General features: G+C 39.0%; 15 protein-coding genes, 1 tRNA gene, 3 rRNA genes and 2 pseudogenes. 5 read left to right on the top strand and 16 right to left on the bottom strand.

Annotated features, from left to right (window positions below):
- Positions 1-2: 2 nt before the first annotated feature.
- The 4 genes from JFT89_RS21375 to JFT89_RS21360 form a co-directional block, all read right to left on the bottom strand.
- A tRNA-Val gene (locus tag JFT89_RS21375) sits at positions 3-78 on the bottom strand.
- A 5-nt stretch (positions 79-83) separates the two neighbouring features.
- Positions 84-199 (bottom strand): 5S ribosomal RNA (gene rrf, locus JFT89_RS21370).
- Positions 200-299: 100 nt separating this feature from the next.
- Positions 300-3,221, bottom strand: a 23S ribosomal RNA gene (locus JFT89_RS21365).
- Positions 3,222-3,367: 146 nt separating this feature from the next.
- Positions 3,368-4,919: ribosomal RNA gene (locus tag JFT89_RS21360) — 16S ribosomal RNA — on the bottom strand.
- Together the 16S, 23S and 5S rRNA genes with 1 tRNA gene alongside form the textbook arrangement of a ribosomal RNA operon.
- A 673-nt stretch (positions 4,920-5,592) precedes the next feature.
- Here JFT89_RS21360 and JFT89_RS21355 point away from each other — a divergent pair.
- Positions 5,593-8,637: an efflux RND transporter permease subunit gene (locus JFT89_RS21355; RefSeq protein ID WP_016097256.1), complete on the top strand. Its 3,045-nt coding sequence runs from the start codon at positions 5,593-5,595 to the stop codon at positions 8,635-8,637.
- 49 nt (positions 8,638-8,686) lie between these two features.
- On the opposite strand, the gene JFT89_RS21350 is transcribed toward JFT89_RS21355, so the two are convergent.
- The 4 genes from JFT89_RS21350 to JFT89_RS21335 all read right to left on the bottom strand — a co-directional run bounded on the left by JFT89_RS21350 (position 8,687) and on the right by JFT89_RS21335 (position 12,137).
- Positions 8,687-9,214: a P-loop nucleotide/nucleoside kinase family protein gene (locus tag JFT89_RS21350; RefSeq protein WP_201040561.1), complete on the bottom strand. Its 528-nt coding sequence runs from the start codon at positions 9,212-9,214 to the stop codon at positions 8,687-8,689.
- A gap of 138 nt (positions 9,215-9,352) precedes the next feature.
- Positions 9,353-10,273: a phosphate ABC transporter permease PstA gene (gene pstA / locus JFT89_RS21345; RefSeq protein ID WP_002063838.1), complete on the bottom strand. Its 921-nt coding sequence runs from the start codon at positions 10,271-10,273 to the stop codon at positions 9,353-9,355.
- Positions 10,274-10,275: 2 nt separating this feature from the next.
- Positions 10,276-11,166: a phosphate ABC transporter permease subunit PstC gene (pstC, locus tag JFT89_RS21340; RefSeq protein ID WP_002063837.1), complete on the bottom strand. Its 891-nt coding sequence runs from the start codon at positions 11,164-11,166 to the stop codon at positions 10,276-10,278.
- Between the two features lie 71 nt (positions 11,167-11,237).
- Positions 11,238-12,137: a phosphate ABC transporter substrate-binding protein PstS family protein gene (locus JFT89_RS21335; protein ID WP_000245113.1), complete on the bottom strand. Its 900-nt coding sequence runs from the start codon at positions 12,135-12,137 to the stop codon at positions 11,238-11,240.
- Between the two features lie 509 nt (positions 12,138-12,646).
- Between JFT89_RS21335 and JFT89_RS21330 the strand changes: the two genes are divergently transcribed.
- Genes JFT89_RS21330 through JFT89_RS21320 form a run of 3 tightly spaced genes read left to right on the top strand, consistent with a single transcriptional unit; the run spans position 12,647 to position 15,001 of the window.
- On the top strand, positions 12,647-12,904 hold the full coding sequence (locus JFT89_RS21330) for a FeoA family protein (protein ID WP_002134462.1): 258 nt from the start codon (positions 12,647-12,649) through the stop codon (positions 12,902-12,904).
- Entirely contained in the window at positions 12,901-13,623 is a 723-nt protein-coding gene (locus JFT89_RS21325) for a FeoB small GTPase domain-containing protein (protein ID WP_002063836.1), read from the top strand. The genes JFT89_RS21330 and JFT89_RS21325 overlap by 4 nt, the downstream gene beginning before the upstream one ends.
- Positions 13,601-15,001 (top strand): nucleoside recognition domain-containing protein, encoded by a 1,401-nt coding sequence (locus JFT89_RS21320; protein ID WP_016097254.1) that lies wholly within the window; start codon positions 13,601-13,603, stop codon positions 14,999-15,001. The genes JFT89_RS21325 and JFT89_RS21320 overlap by 23 nt, the downstream gene beginning before the upstream one ends.
- Before the next feature lie 63 nt (positions 15,002-15,064).
- On the opposite strand, the gene JFT89_RS21315 is transcribed toward JFT89_RS21320, so the two are convergent.
- The 8 genes and pseudogenes from JFT89_RS21315 to JFT89_RS21280 form a co-directional block, all read right to left on the bottom strand.
- Positions 15,065-15,202 carry a hypothetical protein gene (locus JFT89_RS21315; RefSeq protein WP_000493991.1) on the bottom strand — a complete coding sequence of 46 codons (138 nt, stop codon included), beginning with the start codon at positions 15,200-15,202 and terminating at the stop codon, positions 15,065-15,067.
- Positions 15,203-15,213: 11 nt separating this feature from the next.
- Positions 15,214-16,380 carry a Ger(x)C family spore germination protein gene (locus JFT89_RS21310; protein ID WP_016097253.1) on the bottom strand — a complete coding sequence of 389 codons (1,167 nt, stop codon included), beginning with the start codon at positions 16,378-16,380 and terminating at the stop codon, positions 15,214-15,216.
- Positions 16,364-17,487, bottom strand: a pseudogene (locus tag JFT89_RS21305) (endospore germination permease). Before JFT89_RS21305 ends, JFT89_RS21310 begins: the two are co-directional and overlap by 17 nt.
- Complete coding sequence (gene gerLA, locus JFT89_RS21300; RefSeq protein ID WP_002063832.1) at positions 17,488-18,966, bottom strand: spore germination protein GerLA; 1,479 nt, start codon at positions 18,964-18,966, stop codon at positions 17,488-17,490.
- A gap of 101 nt (positions 18,967-19,067) precedes the next feature.
- Positions 19,068-20,540 carry a sodium:solute symporter family protein gene (locus tag JFT89_RS21295; RefSeq protein ID WP_002063831.1) on the bottom strand — a complete coding sequence of 491 codons (1,473 nt, stop codon included), beginning with the start codon at positions 20,538-20,540 and terminating at the stop codon, positions 19,068-19,070.
- A complete protein-coding gene (locus JFT89_RS21290) occupies positions 20,537-20,734 on the bottom strand; it encodes a DUF3311 domain-containing protein (RefSeq protein ID WP_002134449.1) in 198 nt (65 codons plus the stop codon). Before JFT89_RS21290 ends, JFT89_RS21295 begins: the two co-directional genes overlap by 4 nt.
- Before the next feature lies 1 nt (position 20,735).
- Positions 20,736-21,911, bottom strand: coding sequence for an amidohydrolase (locus JFT89_RS21285; RefSeq protein ID WP_201040560.1), 1,176 nt, complete (start codon positions 21,909-21,911; stop codon positions 20,736-20,738).
- A gap of 132 nt (positions 21,912-22,043) precedes the next feature.
- Complete coding sequence (locus JFT89_RS21280) at positions 22,044-22,754, bottom strand: C39 family peptidase (protein WP_002063829.1); 711 nt, start codon at positions 22,752-22,754, stop codon at positions 22,044-22,046.
- 378 nt (positions 22,755-23,132) lie between these two features.
- Between JFT89_RS21280 and JFT89_RS21275 the strand changes: the two are divergent.
- Positions 23,133-24,547 (top strand): annotated as a pseudogene (locus tag JFT89_RS21275) (amino acid permease).
- The last annotated feature ends 70 nt before the right edge of the window (positions 24,548-24,617 follow it).

Raw genomic sequence — 24,617 nt, 5'->3', positions numbered from 1 at the left:
TATGGTGGAGGATGACGGGATCGAACCACCGACCCCCTGCTTGTAAGGCAGGTGCTCTCCCAGCTGAGCTAATCCTCCATTTTGCCTGGCAACGTCCTACTCTCACAGGGACAAGGTCCCAACTACCATCGGCGCTAGAGAGCTTAACTTCCGTGTTCGGTATGGGAACGGGTGTGACCTCTCTGCCATCATTACCAGACTATATTTGATTGAGACAAACATTATTATACTTGATTCACTTAGAAAGTCAATAAGTTTTTTATATTCTCTCAAAACTAGATAACGTTGCTTCATATTATATGGTTAAGTCCTCGATCTATTAGTATTCGTCAGCTCCACATGTCACCATGCTTCCACCTCGAACCTATCAACCTGATCATCTTTCAGGGATCTTACTAGCTTACGCTATGGGAAATCTCATCTTGAGGGGGGCTTCATGCTTAGATGCTTTCAGCACTTATCCCTTCCGCACATAGCTACCCAGCTATGCCCTTGGCAGAACAACTGGTACACCAGCGGTGCGTCCATCCCGGTCCTCTCGTACTAAGGACAGCTCCTCTCAAATTTCCTGCGCCCACGACGGATAGGGACCGAACTGTCTCACGACGTTCTGAACCCAGCTCGCGTACCGCTTTAATGGGCGAACAGCCCAACCCTTGGGACCGACTACAGCCCCAGGATGCGATGAGCCGACATCGAGGTGCCAAACCTCCCCGTCGATGTGGACTCTTGGGGGAGATAAGCCTGTTATCCCCGGGGTAGCTTTTATCCGTTGAGCGATGGCCCTTCCATGCGGAACCACCGGATCACTAAGCCCGACTTTCGTCCCTGCTCGACTTGTAGGTCTCGCAGTCAAGCTCCCTTATGCCTTTGCACTCTACGAATGATTTCCAACCATTCTGAGGGAACCTTTGGGCGCCTCCGTTACACTTTAGGAGGCGACCGCCCCAGTCAAACTGCCCACCTGACACTGTCTCCCGGGTCGATAAGACCCGTAGGTTAGAATTTCAATACAGTCAGGGCGGTATCCCACCAGCGCCTCCACCGAAGCTAGCGCTCCGGTTTCAATGGCTCCCGCCTATCCTGTACAAACTGTACCAAAATTCAATATCAGGCTACAGTAAAGCTCCACGGGGTCTTTCCGTCCTGTCGCGGGTAACCTGCATCTTCACAGGTACTATAATTTCACCGAGTCTCTGGTTGAGACAGTGCCCAAATCGTTACACCTTTCGTGCGGGTCGGAACTTACCCGACAAGGAATTTCGCTACCTTAGGACCGTTATAGTTACGGCCGCCGTTTACTGGGGCTTCAGTTCAGAGCTTCGCTTACGCTAACCCCTCTCCTTAACCTTCCAGCACCGGGCAGGTGTCAGCCCCTATACTTCGCCTTACGGCTTCGCAGAGACCTGTGTTTTTGCTAAACAGTCGCTTGGGCCTATTCACTGCGGCTTTCCGTTAAGAAAGCACCCCTTCTCCCGAAGTTACGGGGTCATTTTGCCGAGTTCCTTAACCAGAGTTCTCTCGCACACCTTAGGATTCTCTCCTCGCCTACCTGTGTCGGTTTGCGGTACAGGCACCTTTTATCTCGCTAGAAGCTTTTCTTGGCAGCGGGGAATCAAAGACTTCGCTCCATAAGGAGCTTCCCCATCACAGCTCAGCCTTCACGATAAGCGGATTTGCCTACTTATCAGCCTAACTGCTTGGACGTGCACAACCAATCGCACGCTTCTTCTATCCTTCTGCGTCCCTCCATTGCTCAAACGATAAAGAGGTGGTACAGGAATATCAACCTGTTGTCCATCGCCTACGCCTGTCGGCCTCGGCTTAGGTCCTGACTAACCCTGAGCGGACGAGCCTTCCTCAGGAAACCTTAGGCATTCGGTGGACGGGATTCTCACCCGTCTTTCGCTACTCATACCGGCATTCTCACTTCTAAGCGCTCCACCAGTCCTTCCGGTCTGACTTCACTGCACTTAGAACGCTCCCCTACCACTGATACCATTGGTATCAATTCGCAGCTTCGGTGGTGTATTTAGCCCCGGTACATTTTCGGCGCAGAGTCACTCGACTAGTGAGCTATTACGCACTCTTTAAATGGTGGCTGCTTCTGAGCCAACATCCTAGTTGTCTAAGCAACTCCACATCCTTTTCCACTTAATACACACTTTGGGACCTTAGCTGGCGATCTGGGCTGTTTCCCTCTTGACTACGGATCTTATCACTCGCAGTCTGACTCCTAAGGATAAGTCATTGGCATTCGGAGTTTGACTGAATTCGGTAATCCGATGAGGACCCCTAGTTCAATCAGTGCTCTACCTCCAAGACTCTTACACTTAAGGCTAGCCCTAAAGCTATTTCGGGGAGAACCAGCTATCTCCAGGTTCGATTGGAATTTCTCCGCTACCCACACCTCATCCCCGCACTTTTCAACGTGCGTGGGTTCGGGCCTCCATTCAGTGTTACCTGAACTTCACCCTGGACATGGGTAGATCACCTGGTTTCGGGTCTACGACCACGTACTAAACGCCCTATTCAGACTCGCTTTCGCTGCGGCTCCGCCTCTTCAGCTTAACCTTGCACGGGATCGTAACTCGCCGGTTCATTCTACAAAAGGCACGCCATCACCCATTAACGGGCTCTGACTATTTGTAGGCACACGGTTTCAGGATCTCTTTCACTCCCCTTCCGGGGTGCTTTTCACCTTTCCCTCACGGTACTGGTTCACTATCGATCACTAGGGAGTATTTAGCCTTGGGAGATGGTCCTCCCAGATTCCGACGGAATTTCACGTGTTCCGCCGTACTCAGGATACATTCAAGAGAGAACGAAGTTTCGACTACGGGGTTATTACCCTCTGTGACGGACCTTTCCAGGTCGCTTCGTCTACCTCGTTCCTTTGTAACTCCGTATAGAATGTCCTACAACCCCAAGAGGCAAGCCTCTTGGTTTGGGCTAGATTCCGTTTCGCTCGCCGCTACTCAGGAAATCGCATTTGCTTTCTCTTCCTCCAGGTACTTAGATGTTTCAGTTCCCTGGGTCTGTCTTCCATACCCTATGTATTCAGGTAAGGATACCATACCATTACGTATAGTGGGTTTCCCCATTCGGAAATCTTCGGATCAAAGCTTACTTACAGCTCCCCGAAGCATATCGGCGTTAGTCCCGTCCTTCATCGACTCCTAGTGTCAAGGCATCCACCGTGCGCCCTTTCTAACTTAACCAAACTAAAATTAAAAAAATATGAGCTACACTGTTATCTAGTTTTCAAAGAACATACATTTAAACTTGAGAGATAGTTCTCTCAAAACTGAACGAAACAAAACAAGTCAACGTTTATTGATGAACTGCGTTCATCAATTCTCCATAGAAAGGAGGTGATCCAGCCGCACCTTCCGATACGGCTACCTTGTTACGACTTCACCCCAATCATCTGTCCCACCTTAGGCGGCTGGCTCCATAAAGGTTACCCCACCGACTTCGGGTGTTACAAACTCTCGTGGTGTGACGGGCGGTGTGTACAAGGCCCGGGAACGTATTCACCGCGGCATGCTGATCCGCGATTACTAGCGATTCCAGCTTCATGTAGGCGAGTTGCAGCCTACAATCCGAACTGAGAACGGTTTTATGAGATTAGCTCCACCTCGCGGTCTTGCAGCTCTTTGTACCGTCCATTGTAGCACGTGTGTAGCCCAGGTCATAAGGGGCATGATGATTTGACGTCATCCCCACCTTCCTCCGGTTTGTCACCGGCAGTCACCTTAGAGTGCCCAACTTAATGATGGCAACTAAGATCGAGGGTTGCGCTCGTTGCGGGACTTAACCCAACATCTCACGACACGAGCTGACGACAACCATGCACCACCTGTCACTCTGCTCCCGAAGGAGAAGCTCTATCTCTAGAGTTTTCAGAGGATGTCAAGACCTGGTAAGGTTCTTCGCGTTGCTTCGAATTAAACCACATGCTCCACCGCTTGTGCGGGCCCCCGTCAATTCCTTTGAGTTTCAGCCTTGCGGCCGTACTCCCCAGGCGGAGTGCTTAATGCGTTAACTTCAGCACTAAAGGGCGGAAACCCTCTAACACTTAGCACTCATCGTTTACGGCGTGGACTACCAGGGTATCTAATCCTGTTTGCTCCCCACGCTTTCGCGCCTCAGTGTCAGTTACAGACCAGAAAGTCGCCTTCGCCACTGGTGTTCCTCCATATCTCTACGCATTTCACCGCTACACATGGAATTCCACTTTCCTCTTCTGCACTCAAGTCTCCCAGTTTCCAATGACCCTCCACGGTTGAGCCGTGGGCTTTCACATCAGACTTAAGAAACCACCTGCGCGCGCTTTACGCCCAATAATTCCGGATAACGCTTGCCACCTACGTATTACCGCGGCTGCTGGCACGTAGTTAGCCGTGGCTTTCTGGTTAGGTACCGTCAAGGTGCCAGCTTATTCAACTAGCACTTGTTCTTCCCTAACAACAGAGTTTTACGACCCGAAAGCCTTCATCACTCACGCGGCGTTGCTCCGTCAGACTTTCGTCCATTGCGGAAGATTCCCTACTGCTGCCTCCCGTAGGAGTCTGGGCCGTGTCTCAGTCCCAGTGTGGCCGATCACCCTCTCAGGTCGGCTACGCATCGTCGCCTTGGTGAGCCGTTACCTCACCAACTAGCTAATGCGACGCGGGTCCATCCATAAGTGACAGCCGAAGCCGCCTTTCAATTTCGAACTATGCAGTTCAAAATATTATCCGGTATTAGCCCCGGTTTCCCGGAGTTATCCCAGTCTTATGGGTAGGTTACCCACGTGTTACTCACCCGTCCGCCGCTAACTTCATAAGAGCAAGCTCTTAATCCATTCGCTCGACTTGCATGTATTAGGCACGCCGCCAGCGTTCATCCTGAGCCAGGATCAAACTCTCCAATAAAGTTAGTTTGTCTAGCATCTAAAAATAAAAATTGACGTTCACGTTGTTTGTTTCGTTCAGTTTTCAAAGAACTTGTCTGCCGCTTCAAAAGCGACTTCATCATATTAACATCTTCATTTTTCGATGTCAACTATGTTTTTTAATTTCTTTTTTTGTCGTTTTCTGCGTTTCCGCATCAGCGACGTTTATTAATATACCATCATGGTTTTTAAATAACAAGTATTTTTTATAAAAAAATACAAAAAGTTATCTATCCTACTTTCTTCTATAGAAAGAACCCTTATCCTTTCTACTAAAAACATTCATTTTGATTGTATACAAGTTACTATACACTATCATCAACCAGGCAGTATTTCACAATAACTTCCTAACCTTTAGTCTTCTCCTTTTTTAATTTTATAATTACCATAGTTCTACTTAAGAAGGACAAATAATTATTTAAATGTAGAGTAACAAAAAACGAGGCCACTATACTAGAGCAAAACTTTAATTCCTGATTTTTCTCTCCAATCAAGAATTTTTCTTCCACAAATAACAAACTTCCCCTCGAAATATTAACTTAAGATTATTGTTAGAATTTTTTTACATTTAATTAATGAAAGATATCCAATTTTTGTTATATAGTAAGAAAGTGCCCACAAAACTATAAATAAACTAATGGAGGAATTATTTTATGGATAGGTTAACAAAATTTTCATTAAAAAACCGAGCCGCTATTATTATCATGGTTTTTCTCATTTCCATACTCGGTGTTTATTCCGGCTCTAAATTACCTATGGAATTTTTACCAAGCATCGATAACCCTGCAATAACTGTTACGACATTATCTCAAGGGCTCGATGCTGAAACGATGACCAAGGACGTAACTGATCCCCTTGAAAAACAATTTCGTAATTTAGAACATATCGATGGCATCACTTCTTCCACACATGAGGGATTATCACGCATCGACATTGCATATACATCCAAGGCAAATATGAAAGACGCGGCACGCGAAGTCGAAAAAACAATTAATACGATTAAATTACCTAAAGATGTAACTAAACCTGTTGTTAGCCAATTAAACACTTCTATGATTCCACTCGCTCAAATTACCATCCAGAAGCAAAACGGATTTTCAAAAGCTGACGAAAAACAAATTGAGAAAGAAATCGTACCACAACTCGAAAGCATTGATGGTGTTGCCAATGTTATGTTTTTCGGAAAATCAACTTCCGAATTATCCATCGTACTTGATCCTAACCAACTAAAAGATAAAAACGTAACATCACAGCAAGTATTAACAGTTTTACAAGGAAAAGAAACTTCCACTCCAGCCGGAGCAATTACCGTTAATAAGGCAGAATACAATCTTCGTGTCATCGGGGATATAAAAAATGTAAATGACATAAAAAACATCACCGTTACACCTCAAGTAAAATTACAAGATGTTGCTCAAATTGAATTAAAACAACATTACGATACAATCTCGCACATAAACGGGGAAGAAGGAACAGGATTAATCATCATGAAAGAGCCGAGTAAAAATGCGGTTGCAATCGGAAAAGAGATTGATAAAAAGATTAAAGATATAAGCAAGCAATATAAAGATCAATTCTCTATTAAACTTTTAGCTTCAACTCATGAGCAAGTTGAAAATGCTGTTACTAGTATGGGAAAAGAAGTAATCCTTGGGGCAATTGCTGCAACTCTCATTATCTTAATCTTTTTACGCAGCTTCCGAACAACACTCATCGCTGTCGTTAGTATTCCATTATCTATTTTATTAACACTATTTTTACTCCATCAATCTAACATCACACTTAACATTCTAACTCTTGGTGGCTTAGCTGTTGCAGTTGGACGTCTCGTCGATGATAGTATCGTTGTCATCGAGAATATTTTCCGTCGTTTACAAAAAGAATCTTTCTCTAAAGATATTATTCTCGATGCAACAAAAGAGGTCGCCGTCGCAATTACCTCTTCTACTTTAACGACAGTCGCCGTTTTTTTACCTATCGGTCTCGTATCGGGAGTAATCGGAAAACTAATGTTACCTATGGTGTTAGCAGTTGTGTATTCTATACTTTCTTCCTTAATTGTGGCATTAACAGTCGTTCCACTTATGGCTTTTTTACTGCTCAAAAAAACAAAACGTCGCAATTCACATTCTTCACCGCGATATGTCGCTACATTAAAGTGGGCTCTTTCTCATAAGTTTATCATTCTACTCACTTCTTTTTTATTATTTGCAGGATCAATTGCAGCCTACATACTACTTCCGAAAGCGAACATAAAGTCTGAGGACGATACAATGCTTTCCGTTAACATGACATTTCCAGGTGATTATGATTCTGAAGCTAAAAAACAAAAAGCCTTTGATTTCGAAAAGAAACTACTCTCTAATCCTGATGTAACAGATGTTATTTTGCGAATGGGATCTAGCGCAGAAGATGCACAATGGGGACAGACAACTCAAAACAATCTTGCAACTATATTTGTAGTCTTTAAAAAAGGATCTAATATCGACCAATATATTAAAGAATTAAAAAAGGATCATAATACTTTTGAACCAGCTGAACTTGATTATATAAAAACGAGTTACTCTGACTCTGGAGGCGGAAACAACTTACAATTTAACGTAACCGCTACTAACGAAACAAATTTAAAAAAGGCCGCTAACATCGTCGAAACAAAACTAAAAGGTATGGACGATCTCTCTAAAGTAAAAACAAATATAGAAGACTCTAAAAAAGAATGGCAAATTCATATCGATCAAACAAAAGCGGAACAACACGGTTTAACACCAGAATTAGTAGCACAACAAGTATCATTCCTTATGAAGAAATCTCCTATTGGGGAAATCTCAATCAATAATGAAAAAACAACCATTATGATAGAACATAAAAAGGCATCCATTAACAAACAAGAAGATATTTTAAACACAAACATACTATCACCTATTAACGGACCAATTCCTTTAAAAGACATTGCAACTATTTCAGAAAAACAACTTCAAACGGAAATCTTCCATAAAGATGGGAAAGAAACGATTCAAATTACCGCAGAAGCTTCAAGTGAAGATTTAAGCAAAGTAAGCGCAGAAGTAAACAAGGCTATAGCCGACTTAGATTTACCTAACGGAGCAAAAGTAAATGTCGCAGGTGCTACTGAATCTATGCAAGAGAACTTCACAGATCTATTCAAAATTATGGGAATCGCAATCGGGATTGTATATTTAATTATGGTTATCACATTCGGGCAAGCACGTGCTCCTTTCGCGATTTTATTCTCTTTACCATTAGCTGCTGTCGGCGGTATTTTAGGATTAATCATTTCAAGAACACCTGTTGACGTAAATTCATTAATTGGCGCATTAATGTTAATCGGGATTGTCGTTACAAATGCTATTGTATTAATAGAAAGAGTGCAACAAAATCGGGAAAACGGTATGGAAACAAGAGAAGCCTTACTAGAAGCAGGATCTACTAGATTACGCCCAATTATTATGACAGCTATAACAACAATCGTCGCTATGCTACCACTCCTATTCGGCCAATCTCAAGCGGGCAGCATGGTATCAAAAAGTCTAGCTGTCGTTGTAATTGGCGGCTTAGCCGTTTCAACCGTTCTTACATTAGTAGTTGTTCCTGTTATGTATGAACTATTAGATAAAATCGGGAGAAAAAGACGCTCCCGCAGAAAAATAAGTACTTCAACAGAAACACCTGATATTTAAACCAAAAGGCGTTATCTTCAATTATGAAGATAACGCCTTTTTTATCCCTCTACCTATCCATAATATAATCCATCACTTTTTTACCATACTTCTCTAGCGGCTCTCCAGAATCCACAATAAGATATTCACCATGTAAAGGCCTTTTACTGCCAGCCAGACATTTTTGAAATGCTACTGCTGATTCTACTTTTGTAATTTGACTTATCCTACGTTCACGGGTTTGTAACCTACGATTAATTTCTTCTATATTATTAAGATAACATTCAATATATTTATATGTAGCACCATACTTCCGACATAAATCTATTCCTTTTTTAACCATCCCTTCGTAGAGACACGGACTATCTAATATCACACTGTGCTCTTGCTCCAACAAAAAATCGATCAGTTCCCACTCAATATCATAAGAGATTCCCCCAACCACTTTTGGTTCAACACCTTTTTCCTTTAATGATTTTAATAAAGCTGATTTCACGACGTCATGATCTACAATAACGGCACCTGTTAATTTAGCGATATACTTAGAAAGTGTCGATTTCCCAGATCCAGGAAACCTCGACATTTGCAGAAAAAACACTTCCAAACCCCTCCCTATTTTCAGCCGAATTTCTATATATTAAGTTACCTATTCGGTCACTCTTCTTCTTTTCCTGCCAACAACAAAATGACCGTAAAAAAACTCCCTGTTTATAAACAGAGAGCTCTTACCTTCAATTTATGCCGCTTTTACCTTCTTCGTCGTTTTACGACTTTTTTTCGCTCCTGTAAAACGTTTGTGTAATACAGATGCTACGAAACGAGAAATGATATTAAAGAGTAATACCATAATAATTAATACAGCTGCAGATTTTGTTGCAATTAACTTCGCATCTGGGATAATCCCTTCAGAGTTTAATTTCCAAATGTGAACAGCTAACGTTTCAGCTGGTCTAAATGGATTTAAAGGATGCGAGGGGCTCGAGAAGTCCGCTGCTGAATTTAAAATAGGTGATGTTAAACCCGCTGTATAAATTAACGCCGCAGCTTCACCGAATATACGGCCTGCCGCTAAAATAATACCTGTAATGATTTGTGGTAACGAAGACGGGATAATGATGCGGGCAATTGTTTGCCATTTCGTTGCACCTAGTCCAAGACTCGCCTCTTTTACATTATGAGGAACTTCAGAAATCGCATTTTCACAAACACGTGTTAAACCAGGCAAATTCAAAATAGTTAAAGCAAGAGCTCCACCCATTACTGTATATCCCCAGCCTGTCATGGTAACAAATACTAATAAGCCAAATAGTCCAACAACAATAGAAGGTAAAGACGCCATTGTTTCAATACATAAACGAACAAAACTTAAAAAACGACCTTGTTTTGCATACTCCGCTAAATATATTCCAGCCCCTAGTCCAAGAGGAATAGATATAATAAGTGTTATAACAAGCATGTAGAAAGAATTGAATAACTGTGGACCAATTCCCCCACCAGCTCTTGTATTGCTTGGTTCTCCGAATAAGAAACTAGGATCCCAAAATCCCCATCCCTTTTGCAGAATTTCGTACATTAAAAAAGCCAGCAAAGCTACAACTAAAGCTGCAACCGCATAAAAGATACCTGTCCAAACTTTATTTACCGTTCTTGCATTCATTATTATCGCTCACCTCTTTGACCAATCGCTCGAATTACTAAAATAAACAGGAATGAAATAACAAGTAAAATCATTGCTAACGTCCATAGCGCATTGTTCCAAGCTGTTCCGTTCAATGTATTCGTCATATCCATTGTTAGAATACCAGTTAACGTTGCTGTTGGACTATATATTCCTTCCGGTAATTTAATCGTGTTCCCGATTACCATTTGAACCGCTAACGCTTCACCAAAAGCACGCGCTAACCCTAAAACTATACCTGTTAAAATTCCTTGTTTTGCAGCAGGAACAATAATTCGGCTAATCGCTTGCCATTTCGTCGATCCTAGACCGTAAGAAGCTTCCAAGTAATCAAACGGAACAGAGCGTATCGCATCAGAGGCAATACTAGCAATAGTAGGTAAAATCATAATACTCAGGACAATAATACCCGCAATTAAACTAAAGCCCACTCCACCGAACGAATCACGTAATAGAGGAACCAAAATCGTAACCCCTAATAATCCGTATACAACTGATGGAATACCAACTAATAATTCTAAAACAGGCTTTAATACTTTATTCCCAAACTTCGGCGAAATTAAATTCATGAATATAGCAAGAGCTATAGCAATTGGTGCACTAATGACAACAGCACCTAACGACACAAGTGTCGAACCGACAATAAAGATTACAGCACCATACGTACCTTGATCAGCATTTGGATTCCATTTTGTCGAAGTTAACACCTCAGAAAACGAGATACCACTTTGCGTGAAAGATTGAATTCCTTTGCCGCAAATAAACGCAATAATAGCTAATGTAATAAAAACAATAAAGATACCGCAAAACGTAACAAGTGATCTACCTATATATTCACTCTTTACGTAATTAATTTGTTTTTTCCCCTTCATCACAGGACAGACCCCACTTCATAGATTGCATTGAACAGGACTGGCCTTGCAGCCAGCCCCATAAAATTTTATTACTTATTTAATTTAGACATTGGAATGTAACCCATATCTTCTACTTGTTTTTCAAAGTCCTTACCTTTTACATAGTCGATGTAAGCCTTAGTTGCTTCCTTCGCCTCACCTTTCGTTACCATGTACTCGTAAGACCAGAATGGATATTTACCAGCAGAAATATTTTCAACTTTCGGTTCAGATCCATCAATTTTAACCGTTTGTAACGCACCTTTTTTCTCACCAACCATGTAAGACATCGCTAAGTAACTAACTGAACCTGGAGTAGAGTTAATCGCTTGCTCTACAGCACCATTAGAATCTTGTGTTGTACCAGTTCCATCATTAATTTTCGCGTCTTTCATCACTGTCTTTTCAAAAGTAGCACGTGTACCAGATGAAGCTGGTCGGTTAATTACATTGATTTTTTCATCTTTTCCGCCTACTTCTTTCCAGTTCGTTACTTTTCCAGTGAAGATATCTTGCACTTGTTTTACTGTTAAGTTATCAACTTTTACATCTTTATTTACGACAAGTGCGAATGCGATACCCGCAACTTTGTTATCTACTAATTCTTTTGCTTTTTCAGCATCTTTTATTTTATCTCCAGCTGGAACATCTGAGTTACCAATTTGTACCGCACCAGATGCTACTTGGTTAATCCCAGTTCCACTACCGCCACCTTGAACTTGAATAGAAACTTTTGAATTTTTCTCCATGAATTTCTTTCCAGCTTCCTCCGCAAGAGGTTGAAGAGCTGTAGAGCCAGCCGCTGCAATCGTACCTGATAATTCTTGTTTTGCATCGCTACCTTTAGCAGCTTCCTTATTATCCGTACTTTCTGCTTTTCCACATCCAACTAATGCACCTGCAACAACTAAAGCCGCTAAAGAAAATTTAATACCCTTTTTCATAACCATGTCTTGTACCCCCATTTGGATTATCACTTTTCGAATTCATTTTCTTTCGAACACAAATTCATTGTAGGACAACAATATTATGTGAGTGTTAAGCAATTTTTAAGTTTAAGTAAATAGAGATAACATCCCATAAAAGCTAGACATTCCAACATTTACAGTTGAAAAAGCCAACAAAACCCACACTAAACACGCAGTATTGTAAATTTATTCTTAACAATGTAAATCCAATGTAAATATTTTTCTTTATTTTGCCCTTTAAGTTAAAACTATATTTACAAATCCACTATATTTTTAAAACTTTACACTCTTACTTTATTTACATTAAGAAGAATTCCAGTAATATTTTTCGGTACAACTCAATAAATTGGAACAATTCTAAAAATAATTGAATATTTTTAAAGTACTAATTGACAGCATCATTAAATGTAGTCTACTATATTAGTATCAAAAAGTTTACCTGAGGAAACTTTTTAAACTTAAACTAACAATATAGAGATGAGGTAACTTTTATGGTATCGGCTAATACAAAACCACTTTCTGAATTTAAAACAGGAGAGTTTGTACAAATTGAGAAGATACAATTAGAAGGAACTATGAAACGACGTTTATTAGATTTAGGCTTTTTTCCTGGAGCGACAATTAAAGTATTACAACGCAGCCCACTTGGAGACCCAGTTGCTTATCAAGTAAGCAACACAACTATTGCACTGCGTAGTGAAGAAAGCTCCCTTATTTTCGGGGTATTAATAGGAGATGATTTCAGATGAGTAACCACCGCATTGCGTTAGCTGGTAACCCGAATACCGGAAAAAGTACATTATTTAATACTTTAACAGGCTTAAAACAACATACTGGAAACTGGACGGGGAAAACTGTTTTAAAGGCTGAAGGGGAATATAAGCACGGCGGAAATATATATACAATAATAGATTTACCTGGAACTTACTCACTATATTCAAATTCGGCAGATGAAGAAGTAGCACGAGATTATATTATATTTGAAAAGCCAGAAGTAACTGTAGTTGTTATAGATGCAACGGCAATGGAAAGAAATTTAAATTTAGCACTCCAAGTGATGGAAATGACAAACGATGTGGTCATTTGTATTAACTTAATTGATGAAGCGGAGAAAAAAGGAATCATTATTGACGAAAAGAAATTAGCAAAATCCCTCGGTGTACCTGTAGTGAAGATTTCTGCTCGCAACCGAGTAGGCATTGGTCATTTGCTAAATGTCATCGCTAAAGTAGCAAATAAAAAACTAATTCCAACACCAATTAAAATTACTTATAACGATAAAATCGAAAATATGATTCAGGAATTAGAACCACAAATTTATAAAGTATTCGGTGATACGTATCCAGCACGTTGGATTGCATTACGTATATTAGATGGAGATAAGAATTTCTTAACTACACTTCAAAAACACCATAACGAACCACTTGTAAGGGAGGTTGTAATCAATGGAATCTCACTCAGCCAGTAAAGCTCTTCCGCTGGACTATATTGTTCAACATGCACAAACACTTTCAAAAGAAGATATACGAGATGATATTGTCGGAGATATTTATCGAACCTCCGCAAGTATATGTAAAGAAGCTGTTCAATATACAAATACCGATAAATTGTATCGTTCTGAAAAACTAGATAAAATTTTCACCTCTCCAATCTGGGGATTCCCAATTATGCTCGGTATTTTATCTATTATTTTTTATCTTACAATTGCAGGCGCTAACGTACCTTCTGATATGATCGCTAAGTTCTTTGGCTGGATAGAAGGATATTTAACCTCTTGGTTCCAAGCAATGCATGCACCTGAATGGTTACATGGCATTTTAATACTTGGTTTATTCCGTGGTACCAGTGCTGTTATAAGCGTTATGTTACCACCTATGGCAATCTTTTTCCCTATGTTCGCACTATTAGAAAACTACGGATATTTACCACGTGTCGCATTTAACATGGACCGCTTATTCAAACGATCTGGTGCACACGGCAAGCAATCCTTAACAATGGCAATGGGATTTGGTTGTAATGCAGCTGCCATTATGTCAACACGTATTATTGAATCACCACGTGAACGTATGCTTGCAATCTTAACAAACAACTTCGTTCCATGTAATGGGCGCTGGCCTATGTTAATTTTAATGGCTTCACTATTTATGGCTGCTGGTTATACAGGTAGTATGCAAACACTTGTTACTGCTGGCGTTGTAGTTGGAATGGTTGTAATTGGTGTCATTATGACATTAACCGTTTCTTGGGTACTATCAAAAACAGCTTTAAAAGGTGTGCCAACTCACTACACTCTTGAGTTACCACCGTACCGTAAGCCAAAAGTTTGGAATACAATTGTACGCGCAACACTCGATAAATCAATATATGTTTTAAAACGAGCTGTAGTTGTAGCTGCCCCTGCAGCTGCATTAACTTGGTTACTTGCTAATATTTTCATCGGTGACACAAGCTTACTTATGTATTTTGTAAACTTCCTAGATCCATTTGCTAAAATGTTAGGACTTGACGGGTTTATTTTAGCTGCATTCATTCTTGGACTACCAGCGAATGAAATTGTTATCCCGATTTTATTAATGTCTTATTTATCAACTGGGGCTTTAACTGAAATAGATGATTTTAACCAAATTAAAAATCTATTCTTAGAAAATGGTTGGACTTGGTTAACAGCGTTAAATACAATGTTGTTCTCACTCCTTCATTTCCCGTGCGGAACAACGCTGGTTAACATATATAAAGAAACAAAAAGTGCAAAATGGACATTCTTATCGTTCGCAATCCCTACTGTTATCGCAATTGTTGTTACATTCCTCTCTACACAATTGGTACATTGGTTAGGACTTGTATAAAAAACAAAGCATACATAGAAGGTATCCCCCTTCACATATGCTTTGCGCGAAAGAAACCTGAAATTATTCAGGTTTCTTTTTTTGTACATCAGTATTCCATGGCTGCGCTCCATACGTTGTCAGTTTTTTATGAATGAAGTATATAGCTCCCGGAAGAACCGCCATTAATATCGTGCAACTAATTCCCAATCCAGTAAACAACTTACATCACCTTATTTCACTCTCTTCGGTAAAGCTGAACCTGAATGTGCAATCGTTGGATGAACATGAACAGTAATTTCAGCATTACTAAAGTAATTTTCACCTTGATCCCAATTCTTACTTATCTTTTTCCACTCTTTATAATTATGTCGCTTATATACTTCCCCTAATGCTAATACATCTACCTTATATTTTTTTTGAACAAGCTTAATCGATTTTTGGATGCGTTTCTCCATTTCCTTCGAAATATCCTTCTCTAAACGCTTTTCATTCAAAACCTTTTTATGATCACTAAAGTGCAACTCGGCCAATGTACCTTCCAGAGATAAGTGAATATTAAACTTTGGTTTTGTAGCATCCGTTGTAGATACTTTAATTTTTCGATGCAGCTTATGAATTTCATATGTAATAAGTTGATTCTTTTTACGGATAGTAAAAAAACCTCCAATTTTTTTACCTATTATATAATTCATTCCTAACGTTTCTTCCCCATTCAAAATGCCTACACACTTATTATCCTTCCCGCGAAACAACGCCGCTCCGTTCATTTGTACCCCTTGTTTTGTTAGTTCGAGAATAGGTAATACGAAACTCTGGTTAGAAATCATCTTTTCCTGTACTTCACCAATTCTTGCAGCCTCAATCATTTGGGCATTTTTCGGAGGGTGTTCAGCTAACATATCGATATACTGCGCCGGCAAATTTTCAGGCTTGGCACTCTGCTTTAAAATAGCTTCTGCATTTTTCTTAGAAACGAACAAACGAATATTTCTTCTCATTTCATGATCGCGAATATATACATCTAACGTATTTTGTAAAACATATGGGTTCGCTAGTAAATCTTTAGAAAAAATTATCACTTGTATATGCGGAAAGAATAATGAGCGACTAATTTTTTTAGCGATAATTCGTATTTGCTCAAAGACACTATCTGCTTTCGCACTAACATTAATATAATTTTCGCTATCTCCATCCCCTTGTCCACCTTGTTGCGACAATTTACTTGGGAGCACCATCTGATACGTCCCTTTCATAATTGGATTCGATTGTTTTTCCTTCACGATATCGTAAGCCGCCCCTACTACAAATCCCCTTTCTTCTATCTCCTCCAGCTCAGAGCACCCACTAATAGATCCAGCTAAAAACATAATTATTATAATTTTAAGAAGGTGTTTCATTTCCACCATTCCTTCTTTTTATTTTATATACAATAAAAACTAGCAAAGGTGCTGACACAACAAACCCCATATCTATCCAAGCTAAATAAGTCCCATAACTTGATAAATCATTCGAATTGCCAGGTATCATATTCACCATAAAAATAATAGGAGCACTCACAAAAATAAATACGTGTTTCTTCACTTTCGGAAACATAGCACAAAACAATAAAGATGCGACGTCATAATACATTGCTGTAGTGTTATAAATAGTAATAATCCAAGTAGTAAAAAAATCGCATCAAATCTCTCTAAAAATCCTCCACCAATTTCAATTTCTTTCCCTAGTTCAATTGTTGGATATGTCAATCCACGTGTTGTTATATACGAAAAAACACTAATACAAGTTACATAAATTAAAATGTATGACAAAACGTTTACTATCACCGCTTTTGCAACTGCCATTGGCGCTTTTTTCGCTGTCTTATCGTTCAACATCACGGCATAAAACAGAGCTACCTCAAATCCGATAAATGTGAAAATAGAATTTTTAACTCCTACAGCATATTGACTGACGTCCGTTTGAAAAGCCGGTAGTAAATTATCTATTTCCATTAAGTTCACATTCAATAAAGAAAGCAGTACGATTGCAATTAAAACGATAGGTAAGAATAAAACGTTTAACCTTAATAGAGCCGCTCTCGACCCTGCTATTCCATAAATAACAACTAATAGGAAAAAGAACGACAATAGTTGTACTGGTGTATCACTAAACAAATACGTTTGTGAAATAATTGCAATCATTCGCGATTCATATGCTGTCAAAGCAGCAAACGTTAATACTAAAATGCTACTAATTGTGTATGCAACAGGCTTCGTCAAATGTGCACTCGTATATTGAACAAAGTTTTGTTTTGGGAATAAAATAGCCACCCTCGTTACAAACCAACCTAAAATTGCACATATCAATCCACCCAAAAGCAAAATAATCCAACCGTCCGAAAATAAAGTTTGCGTAGCAATATCTCGCGGCATAGATAATGCACCTATACCGATAATTGTTGACGATACCGCAAAACCAAGTTCCCGAGATCCAATTTCTTCATCCCCATATTCAAATGGCTTCAATTACTCTCGCTCCTTTGGATGTATTGTAGAATCTTTCGTTTGTAAGTACTCTGGTCTTTCTTTCAACATTGATTTTGGCAAGCGGATCATTTCTTCTTCCCAATCTTTATAAAATGCAGGAGCAATAGGCGTTGTATATGGCACCCCAACACTCTTTAAATTCGTAATATGAATCGCAAGTGCAATAAGAGCTAAAATGATTCCGTACAATCCAAAAGCAGTCGCCGCTAACACAAAGACAAAAAGTAAAATCCGGAACGTAATTGTAATGCTATATACAGGCAGTGAAAATGTAGCAATTGCGGTAACCGCAATAATAATTACTAAAAACGGATTTACAATCCCCGCATTTACTGCCGCTTCTCCAATTACAAGACCGCCTACAATTCCAATTGTTTGTCCCATCGGTTTTGGCAATCTAATTCCCGCTTCTCGTATTAACTCCATCGTTAATGCCATCATTAATGTTTCAATATATGCTGGAAATGGTACCCCTTCTCTGGCTCCCGCAATAGAATAAGCTAGTTTAGATGGGATAAGCCCTTGATGATATGATACAAGCGCTACATACATAGCTGGTAGCAAAACTGCCATTATACCCGAAACCATCCGTAAAACTCTCAATAACGTTCCAATCACCCAGCGCTCGTAATGATCTTCGACAGATTGAAAAATATCAACAAATACAAGTGGTGCAATAAGAGCAAATGGTGACCCATCTACTAAAATGGCCGCTTTCCCTTTCGCCAATGCAGCCACTATATTATCTGGTCTTTCTGTATTTAAAAACTGAGGAAACGGCGATAAATTATTATCTTGAATTAATTGCTCAATCGTTCCTGTCTCAAAAATGACATCTGTCACTATTGATTGAAGACGCCGATCTAGCTCGTTTACGATGTAAGGGTTAATAATATCCTCTATATATACTAGGGTTACTTCTTTCTGCGATCGCTTCCCCATAATATAAGATTGAAACCGTAACTTCGGATCACGTAAACCACGGCGAATTAACATTTTATTCACATTAATATCTTCATTTAACCCAACCCTCGGTCCACGAATTAAATCTTCTGTCACTGGCGGTTCTAGACTTCTTTTCTCCCAAGCCCTACTGTTAACAACAATAGCCGTTTGAATATTATCAATTAATATGACTGTATCTCCTGCTAAAACCGCATTTATAATATCTGGAAAAGTCGTCTTCATACCGACTTCTGCAATAGAAATAAAACGATCCAATAATATCTGAACCACAGCTGCTTCATTTGGTATTTCTTCATATTGAAGTGTACGAACTACATATTTATAAACATTATCCTTATCTGTCAATCCACATAAGAAAACAACCGCACAACGTGTAAAACTACCCGCAAGAGCAACTTCTCTAATTGTTAAATCATTAGGTGAACCTAACTCATCTCTAATTTCCTTCATAACTTCAAACAAGTTACCTTTTAGCTCTAACAATTTCCCCACCTAACTTCCTTTTCAACAAGTTTTTAGTTAGATTCCGCTAATAGAAGAAAATATATACAAAAAAGAGCTATCTCTTTTCGAAGATAGCTCTAACATACGAATTACTTTTCTACTATTATATTGTCGGTCTTTACAGATACATTTCTTGTGAATCCACTAACTACAAACATCACAATAATGTTAACCAACAACGCGACTATACCTACATTCAAATCTTTCATATACTGTGGGACACCCGGGAACATCGTAGCTATAGTAGAACCAGATAAGGTGATATATGCGACAATTAACAACCCAATTCCCATCCCCGCAATCGCACCTTGTTTCGTAATAATTTGACGAGGAAACAAACTACATACAAGCGCAGGGAAAAGTTGCGTAACTATACTGTATCCCATTAAAAGAAGAGCACCTATCGTCTCTCCACCTTTAAAGGTAAATAATACGGCAATAAGCGTCACGACAGGTACAAATAGCTTAGCTGCTTTTGCAACTTGTTTATCAGAGGCGGATGGTACCATCGTTCCATAAATATTTTTTGCTAATAATGTAGAAGCGGCCATAACAAGCATGGAACCGGGAACTAGTGCTGTTAATACCCCCGCACTACCAATAATCCCAATAAACCAAGGATCAAAAGTTTGAAGAGCAAGACGGAATAATGAAAGGTCTACATCCGCTCCCTTTAACCCTGGAACTTGTAAAATAGCAGCAAAACCTGCAAAGAACACAAAAAGCAAAACTAAAGAATAGAGAGGCATAATTGCCGCATTTTTCCTAAATACTTTTTCACTTTTCGCTGAGAAAGCTGAGGCAAATGTATGAGGCCACATATAAAAACCGAGAGCCGTTAATATAATAGTAGAAACAAACCAAGAAATACTCATTCCCTTTTCAGGTAAAGATAAAAAACCTGGTTTTGCAGCTTCTACAGCTTCAAACATCGGTTGAAATCCTCCGTAATAGTGATACGGTAAATATATACCTAAAAACATAACGATAAATAGTATCATAATGTCCTTCAAAGCAGCTGTCCAAGCCGATCCATGTATACCTGAAACCATTACATAAATAGTTATAACAATAGCACCAATCCATACCGCAATAACAGGTGTCACTCTTCCATAGGAAGCTTCCGAAACGATAATTCCTAATCCCTTTAATTGCAAAACAAGATACGGGATAATCGAAATAACACCAATAATTGAAACAATTATCCCAAGCGTCTTACTCCTATATTTCTTCGCAAAGAAATCTGATTGTGAAATGAGGTTATGTTCTTTTGCATACTTCCAAATTGGAGGCAATAAGAAATACGATAAAATATAAGCTAATGCACCATACCCTAAAATATAAAATGTAGGAGCTCCTTTACTATAAGCCCAGCCACTTCCTCCTAAAAATGTGAACGTCGTATAAATTTCCCCTGCCATAAGGAGAAAAACGAAAATAGTTCCAAATCCTCTTCCTCCAACTGACCATTGCTCTAAATTCATATCTTTTCCACGTTGTGCTCGAACTCCTAAAAATAGTGCTAGAAATAAGAAGAAAATAATGATAAGTAATGCTATCATTTTACATCCCCCTTATTAGCGGGGTCGAATACATACACAAGACCCATACAAAGAGACGTAATGAGCACTGATAATAGTACCCAAAATAATAGAAATGGCATCCCAAGTACGTAAGGAGTGACCGAATTTGCAAATACTGGTCCAACTACTAAACAAAGAACTGGAATAAGTGCTAGCACGTGTATTTTCTTCATCTCATTCTCCTTTACTTATAAAATTCATAATGGATGATACAAAGACTTCCATTCCAATTGGTAATGCATCTTCGTCAATTGTAAAACGAGGATGGTGATGCGGATATATAATTCCCTTCTCTTCATTACCTGCCCCTATAAAAAAGAACGTCCCTGGTGCCTTTTGTAAAAATGCTGAAAAATCTTCTCCTGCCATCGTTGGTTGTAAACGAACAACCTTTTCTCTTCCATATAGCTGTAATGCCGTATGTTCAATAATCTCTGTAACTTCATAATCGTTCACAACTGGTCGATATCCATACTCATAAGAAAATGTATACTTAGCACCGTATGATTCTGTAATATGTTTTACAATTCTTTCAAGTTTCTTTCTTGTTTCCTCTCTTAATTCATGCCTTAAACTTCTCACTGTCCCTTCAATCTCCGCTTGTTCTGGAATAACATTATGGGTTGTCCCAGAATGAAATTGCGTAACAGATACTACGAGAGAATCTAACGGATTCGTGAGGCGAGATACAATTTGCTGAATTTGCGAAACTACTTGCGCACCAATGGCGATACTATCAACTGTTTCATGCGGAATTCCAGCATGCCCACCTTTTCCCTCTATCGTAATTTTAAAAACGTCCGGCGCCGCCATCGCAGGACCATAAATTACACCTACTTTTCCAACCTCTAATGACGCCCAAAGATGAGCACCAATAATGTAATCCACACCTTCCATTACTCCCGCTGCGATCATTTCCTCTGCACCGCCCGGAAAGTTTTCTTCTGCATGTTGAAATAAAAAGCGAATCTCTCCTTTAACCTTCTCTCTTTCCTCTACCAACTTATGTACTACACCAAGCAATATTGCCATGTGACCATCGTGACCACACGCATGCATCACACCTGGATATATAGAAATAAAATCAAACTTATTTTCTTCATGAATAGGAAGAGCATCCATATCAGCACGAACCGCGATAGTTTTACCAGGCTGCTTACCAATTAACCTTGCCATTACACTATATTTAGTAGGCCTTGAGACTTCTAAATACGGGATTTCCCGAAGTATGTCGAATACAAATTGAGATGTTTTTTCCTCTTGAAAAGATAACTCTGGATACTTATGAAAATGCCTTCTCCACTCAATCAACTGATTCTTTGATAAAACAAGTTCCTTTGCGACATCCATTTCTCTTCTCCCCTTCTTCACCAAGTTAAATGTTATTATAACGTGAATTGTTGACTTTTAAAAGAATATTCCGAATTTTCTATCTCTAAAATTTAAAAATAAAAAGCCATCAAAAAGATGACTTTTTCATTATTATAAAATAGTGATTGCTTGTTTCCCCATTTGCTCCCAAGCTTTCTCAAACTCTGCTCGCGGAACAGCGAAACGTGGATTGTTTTTTAGAGGATCATTTACATATACAAAATTTTGATCGTATCCAACCACTACTACACTATGCTCAAAATATGTAATTTTCACTTCACCAGAACTTGTATTCCATGTTTCAAAACTACCTTCAGCTAGCGGCTTAAACGTTGTATTAATAATAACCCATACTGGAGAGCCCGAACTAATTACCTTATATAGATCTTTCACGTCTCTATCTGTTAAATTAATTACTTTTTCAGGAACATATTTTTCTGCTAAATTAAAGATTGGTTTATTGTATACACCATATCCTCGTTCCGCTTTCGTATAAATATTTCCAACGAATCCCTCATAAGGATTTCCACGCAAACCATTTTGTTCAAATGGAACACGATGAATTTCGCTAGCAAGTTGCATCTTATCCACTTGTACACCTTTATATTGCAGCAACATAGCCAAACTTGTAACTTCACATCCACGAGGTAATTCTGGTAACTGCTTTATAAACGGAACATTTTCAATCATAGCCGCTTCTTTCATTTCAGATAGAAACTCTAAACGGAACACTTGCGCCTTTTGTATAATTTTATCTTTCCCTATAAAAAACGCGGCAGCAAATATAATTCCAAAAACAAAAAGATATTTTAACTTTTTCATTTTAAACAAAACTCCATTAATTATTATTTTACAGATATACCTTCTATCATTGTACCTTTCTTCTTACTAGTTTGCTAGAAAGATTCTGTGAATTATTATTCACAGAATCTTTTTAAAATTCTAATTATTTTTAATAAAAAGAAAAAACAATATACTTTTTCATATTTTTTTGCTAAAATCGAAATTATTAACCTAGTTAAAGAATTGAATTTATTTCACTAGGTTAATAAACATTCTAAGGTATTTAGTCATAGTTATCTTTTACATACTCAGTTCACAACAAAATAAGCCGAGTATGTTTTTCATCCCCCACTAATGATTAAAAGCCCAGAATGAAATCAAGTTAACACTTACAAGAAAATATGGGGTGAGGGGCATATGAATCAACAAGTAGAACAAACAGATTTAAAACGAACAATGAAAAGTAGACACCTATTCATGATCGCACTTGGTGGAGTCATTGGAACAGGATTATTTATGGGTTCTGGACAAATCGTCCATAATGCAGGACCAGGCGGAGCTATTCTCGCATTTTTAGTCGGTGGATTTGTTATGTATTTAACGATGTTATGTCTTGGTGAATTGTCAGTAGCTATGCCAGAAGCAGGTTCATTCCAAAGCTATGCAAGCAAATTTATTTCACCTGGTTTTGGATTTGTTGTCGGTTGGATGTATTGGTTAAATTGGGCTGTTACAGTTGGAGTAGAGTTAACGACTGTTAGCATTTTAATGAAACGCTGGTTTCCAGACGTTTCTTCTTGGATTTGGTGTGTTACATTTGCAGCAGCACTCTTCCTTGTGAACGCTTTATCAGCAAAAGCATATGCAGAAACGGAATTTTGGTTCGCAAGTGTAAAAGTCGCAACAATTGTTATTTTCATCGTACTCGGTGGTGCAGTTATGTTCGGTCTACTAGACTTTAACGGAAAACCAGCTCCGATGCTTCACAATTTCACTGAAAATGGCGGGCTATTTCCAAACGGTGCATTAGCTGTTCTTCTTACGATGATTACAGTCAATTACTCCTTCCAAGGAACAGAACTAATCGGAATCGCTTCTGGAGAAAGTGAAAATCCTGAAAAAACAATTCCAAAAGCAATCAAAAATACAATTTGGCGAACTCTATTCTTCTTCGTCCTAGCAATTTCAGTTGTTGTCGGTTTACTCCCGTGGCAAGAGGCTAATCTAGTTGAAAGTCCATTTGTACTTGTATTCGATGTGGCTGGTATCCCTTATGCAGCGGACATTATGAACTTTGTTATTATTACAGCTGTATTATCCGTAGCTAACTCTGGTCTATACGCAAATTCTCGTATGCTTTGGGCGATGGCAAAACAAGGAATGGCTAGTCCAGCTTTTACGAAGTTAACTATAAGAGGTGTACCACTAAATGCGTTAATTTTCAGTCTAATTTTCGCAAGCCTTTCTTTATTAACAAGTATATTTGCAGCAGATACTGTCTTTTTAATTTTAACTTCCATTGCAGCAATGGCTGCTGTTGTTGTTTGGATGTCGATTGCAGCTTCACAGTTTTTCTTCCGTAGAAATTTCGTGAAAAATGGCGGCGACATAAATGATTTAAAATACCGTACACCACTTTATCCAATAGTTCCAATCGTAGCTTTCTCACTCAATTTCATTACATTTGTTAGTTTAGCTTTCATTCCAGATCAGAGAATTGCTCTTTATTGTGGGATTCCATTTATGATTATTTGTTACATTTTATACCAAGTGAAATATAAAAAAGTTGTCACATTTGAACAGAAAAAAATATAACTCAGGAAATAAATTAAATATACAAAATATTCAGCTATCTTTCTTATAATAAGATAGCTTTTTTCTATTTCTTGGATATGTTGGTAT

Source organism: Bacillus sp. TH25 (assembly GCF_016650935.1).
GTDB classification, from domain to species: Bacteria; Bacillota; Bacilli; order Bacillales; family Bacillaceae_G; genus Bacillus_A; species Bacillus_A mycoides.
This window is presented reverse-complemented; position numbering and strand designations above follow the sequence as displayed.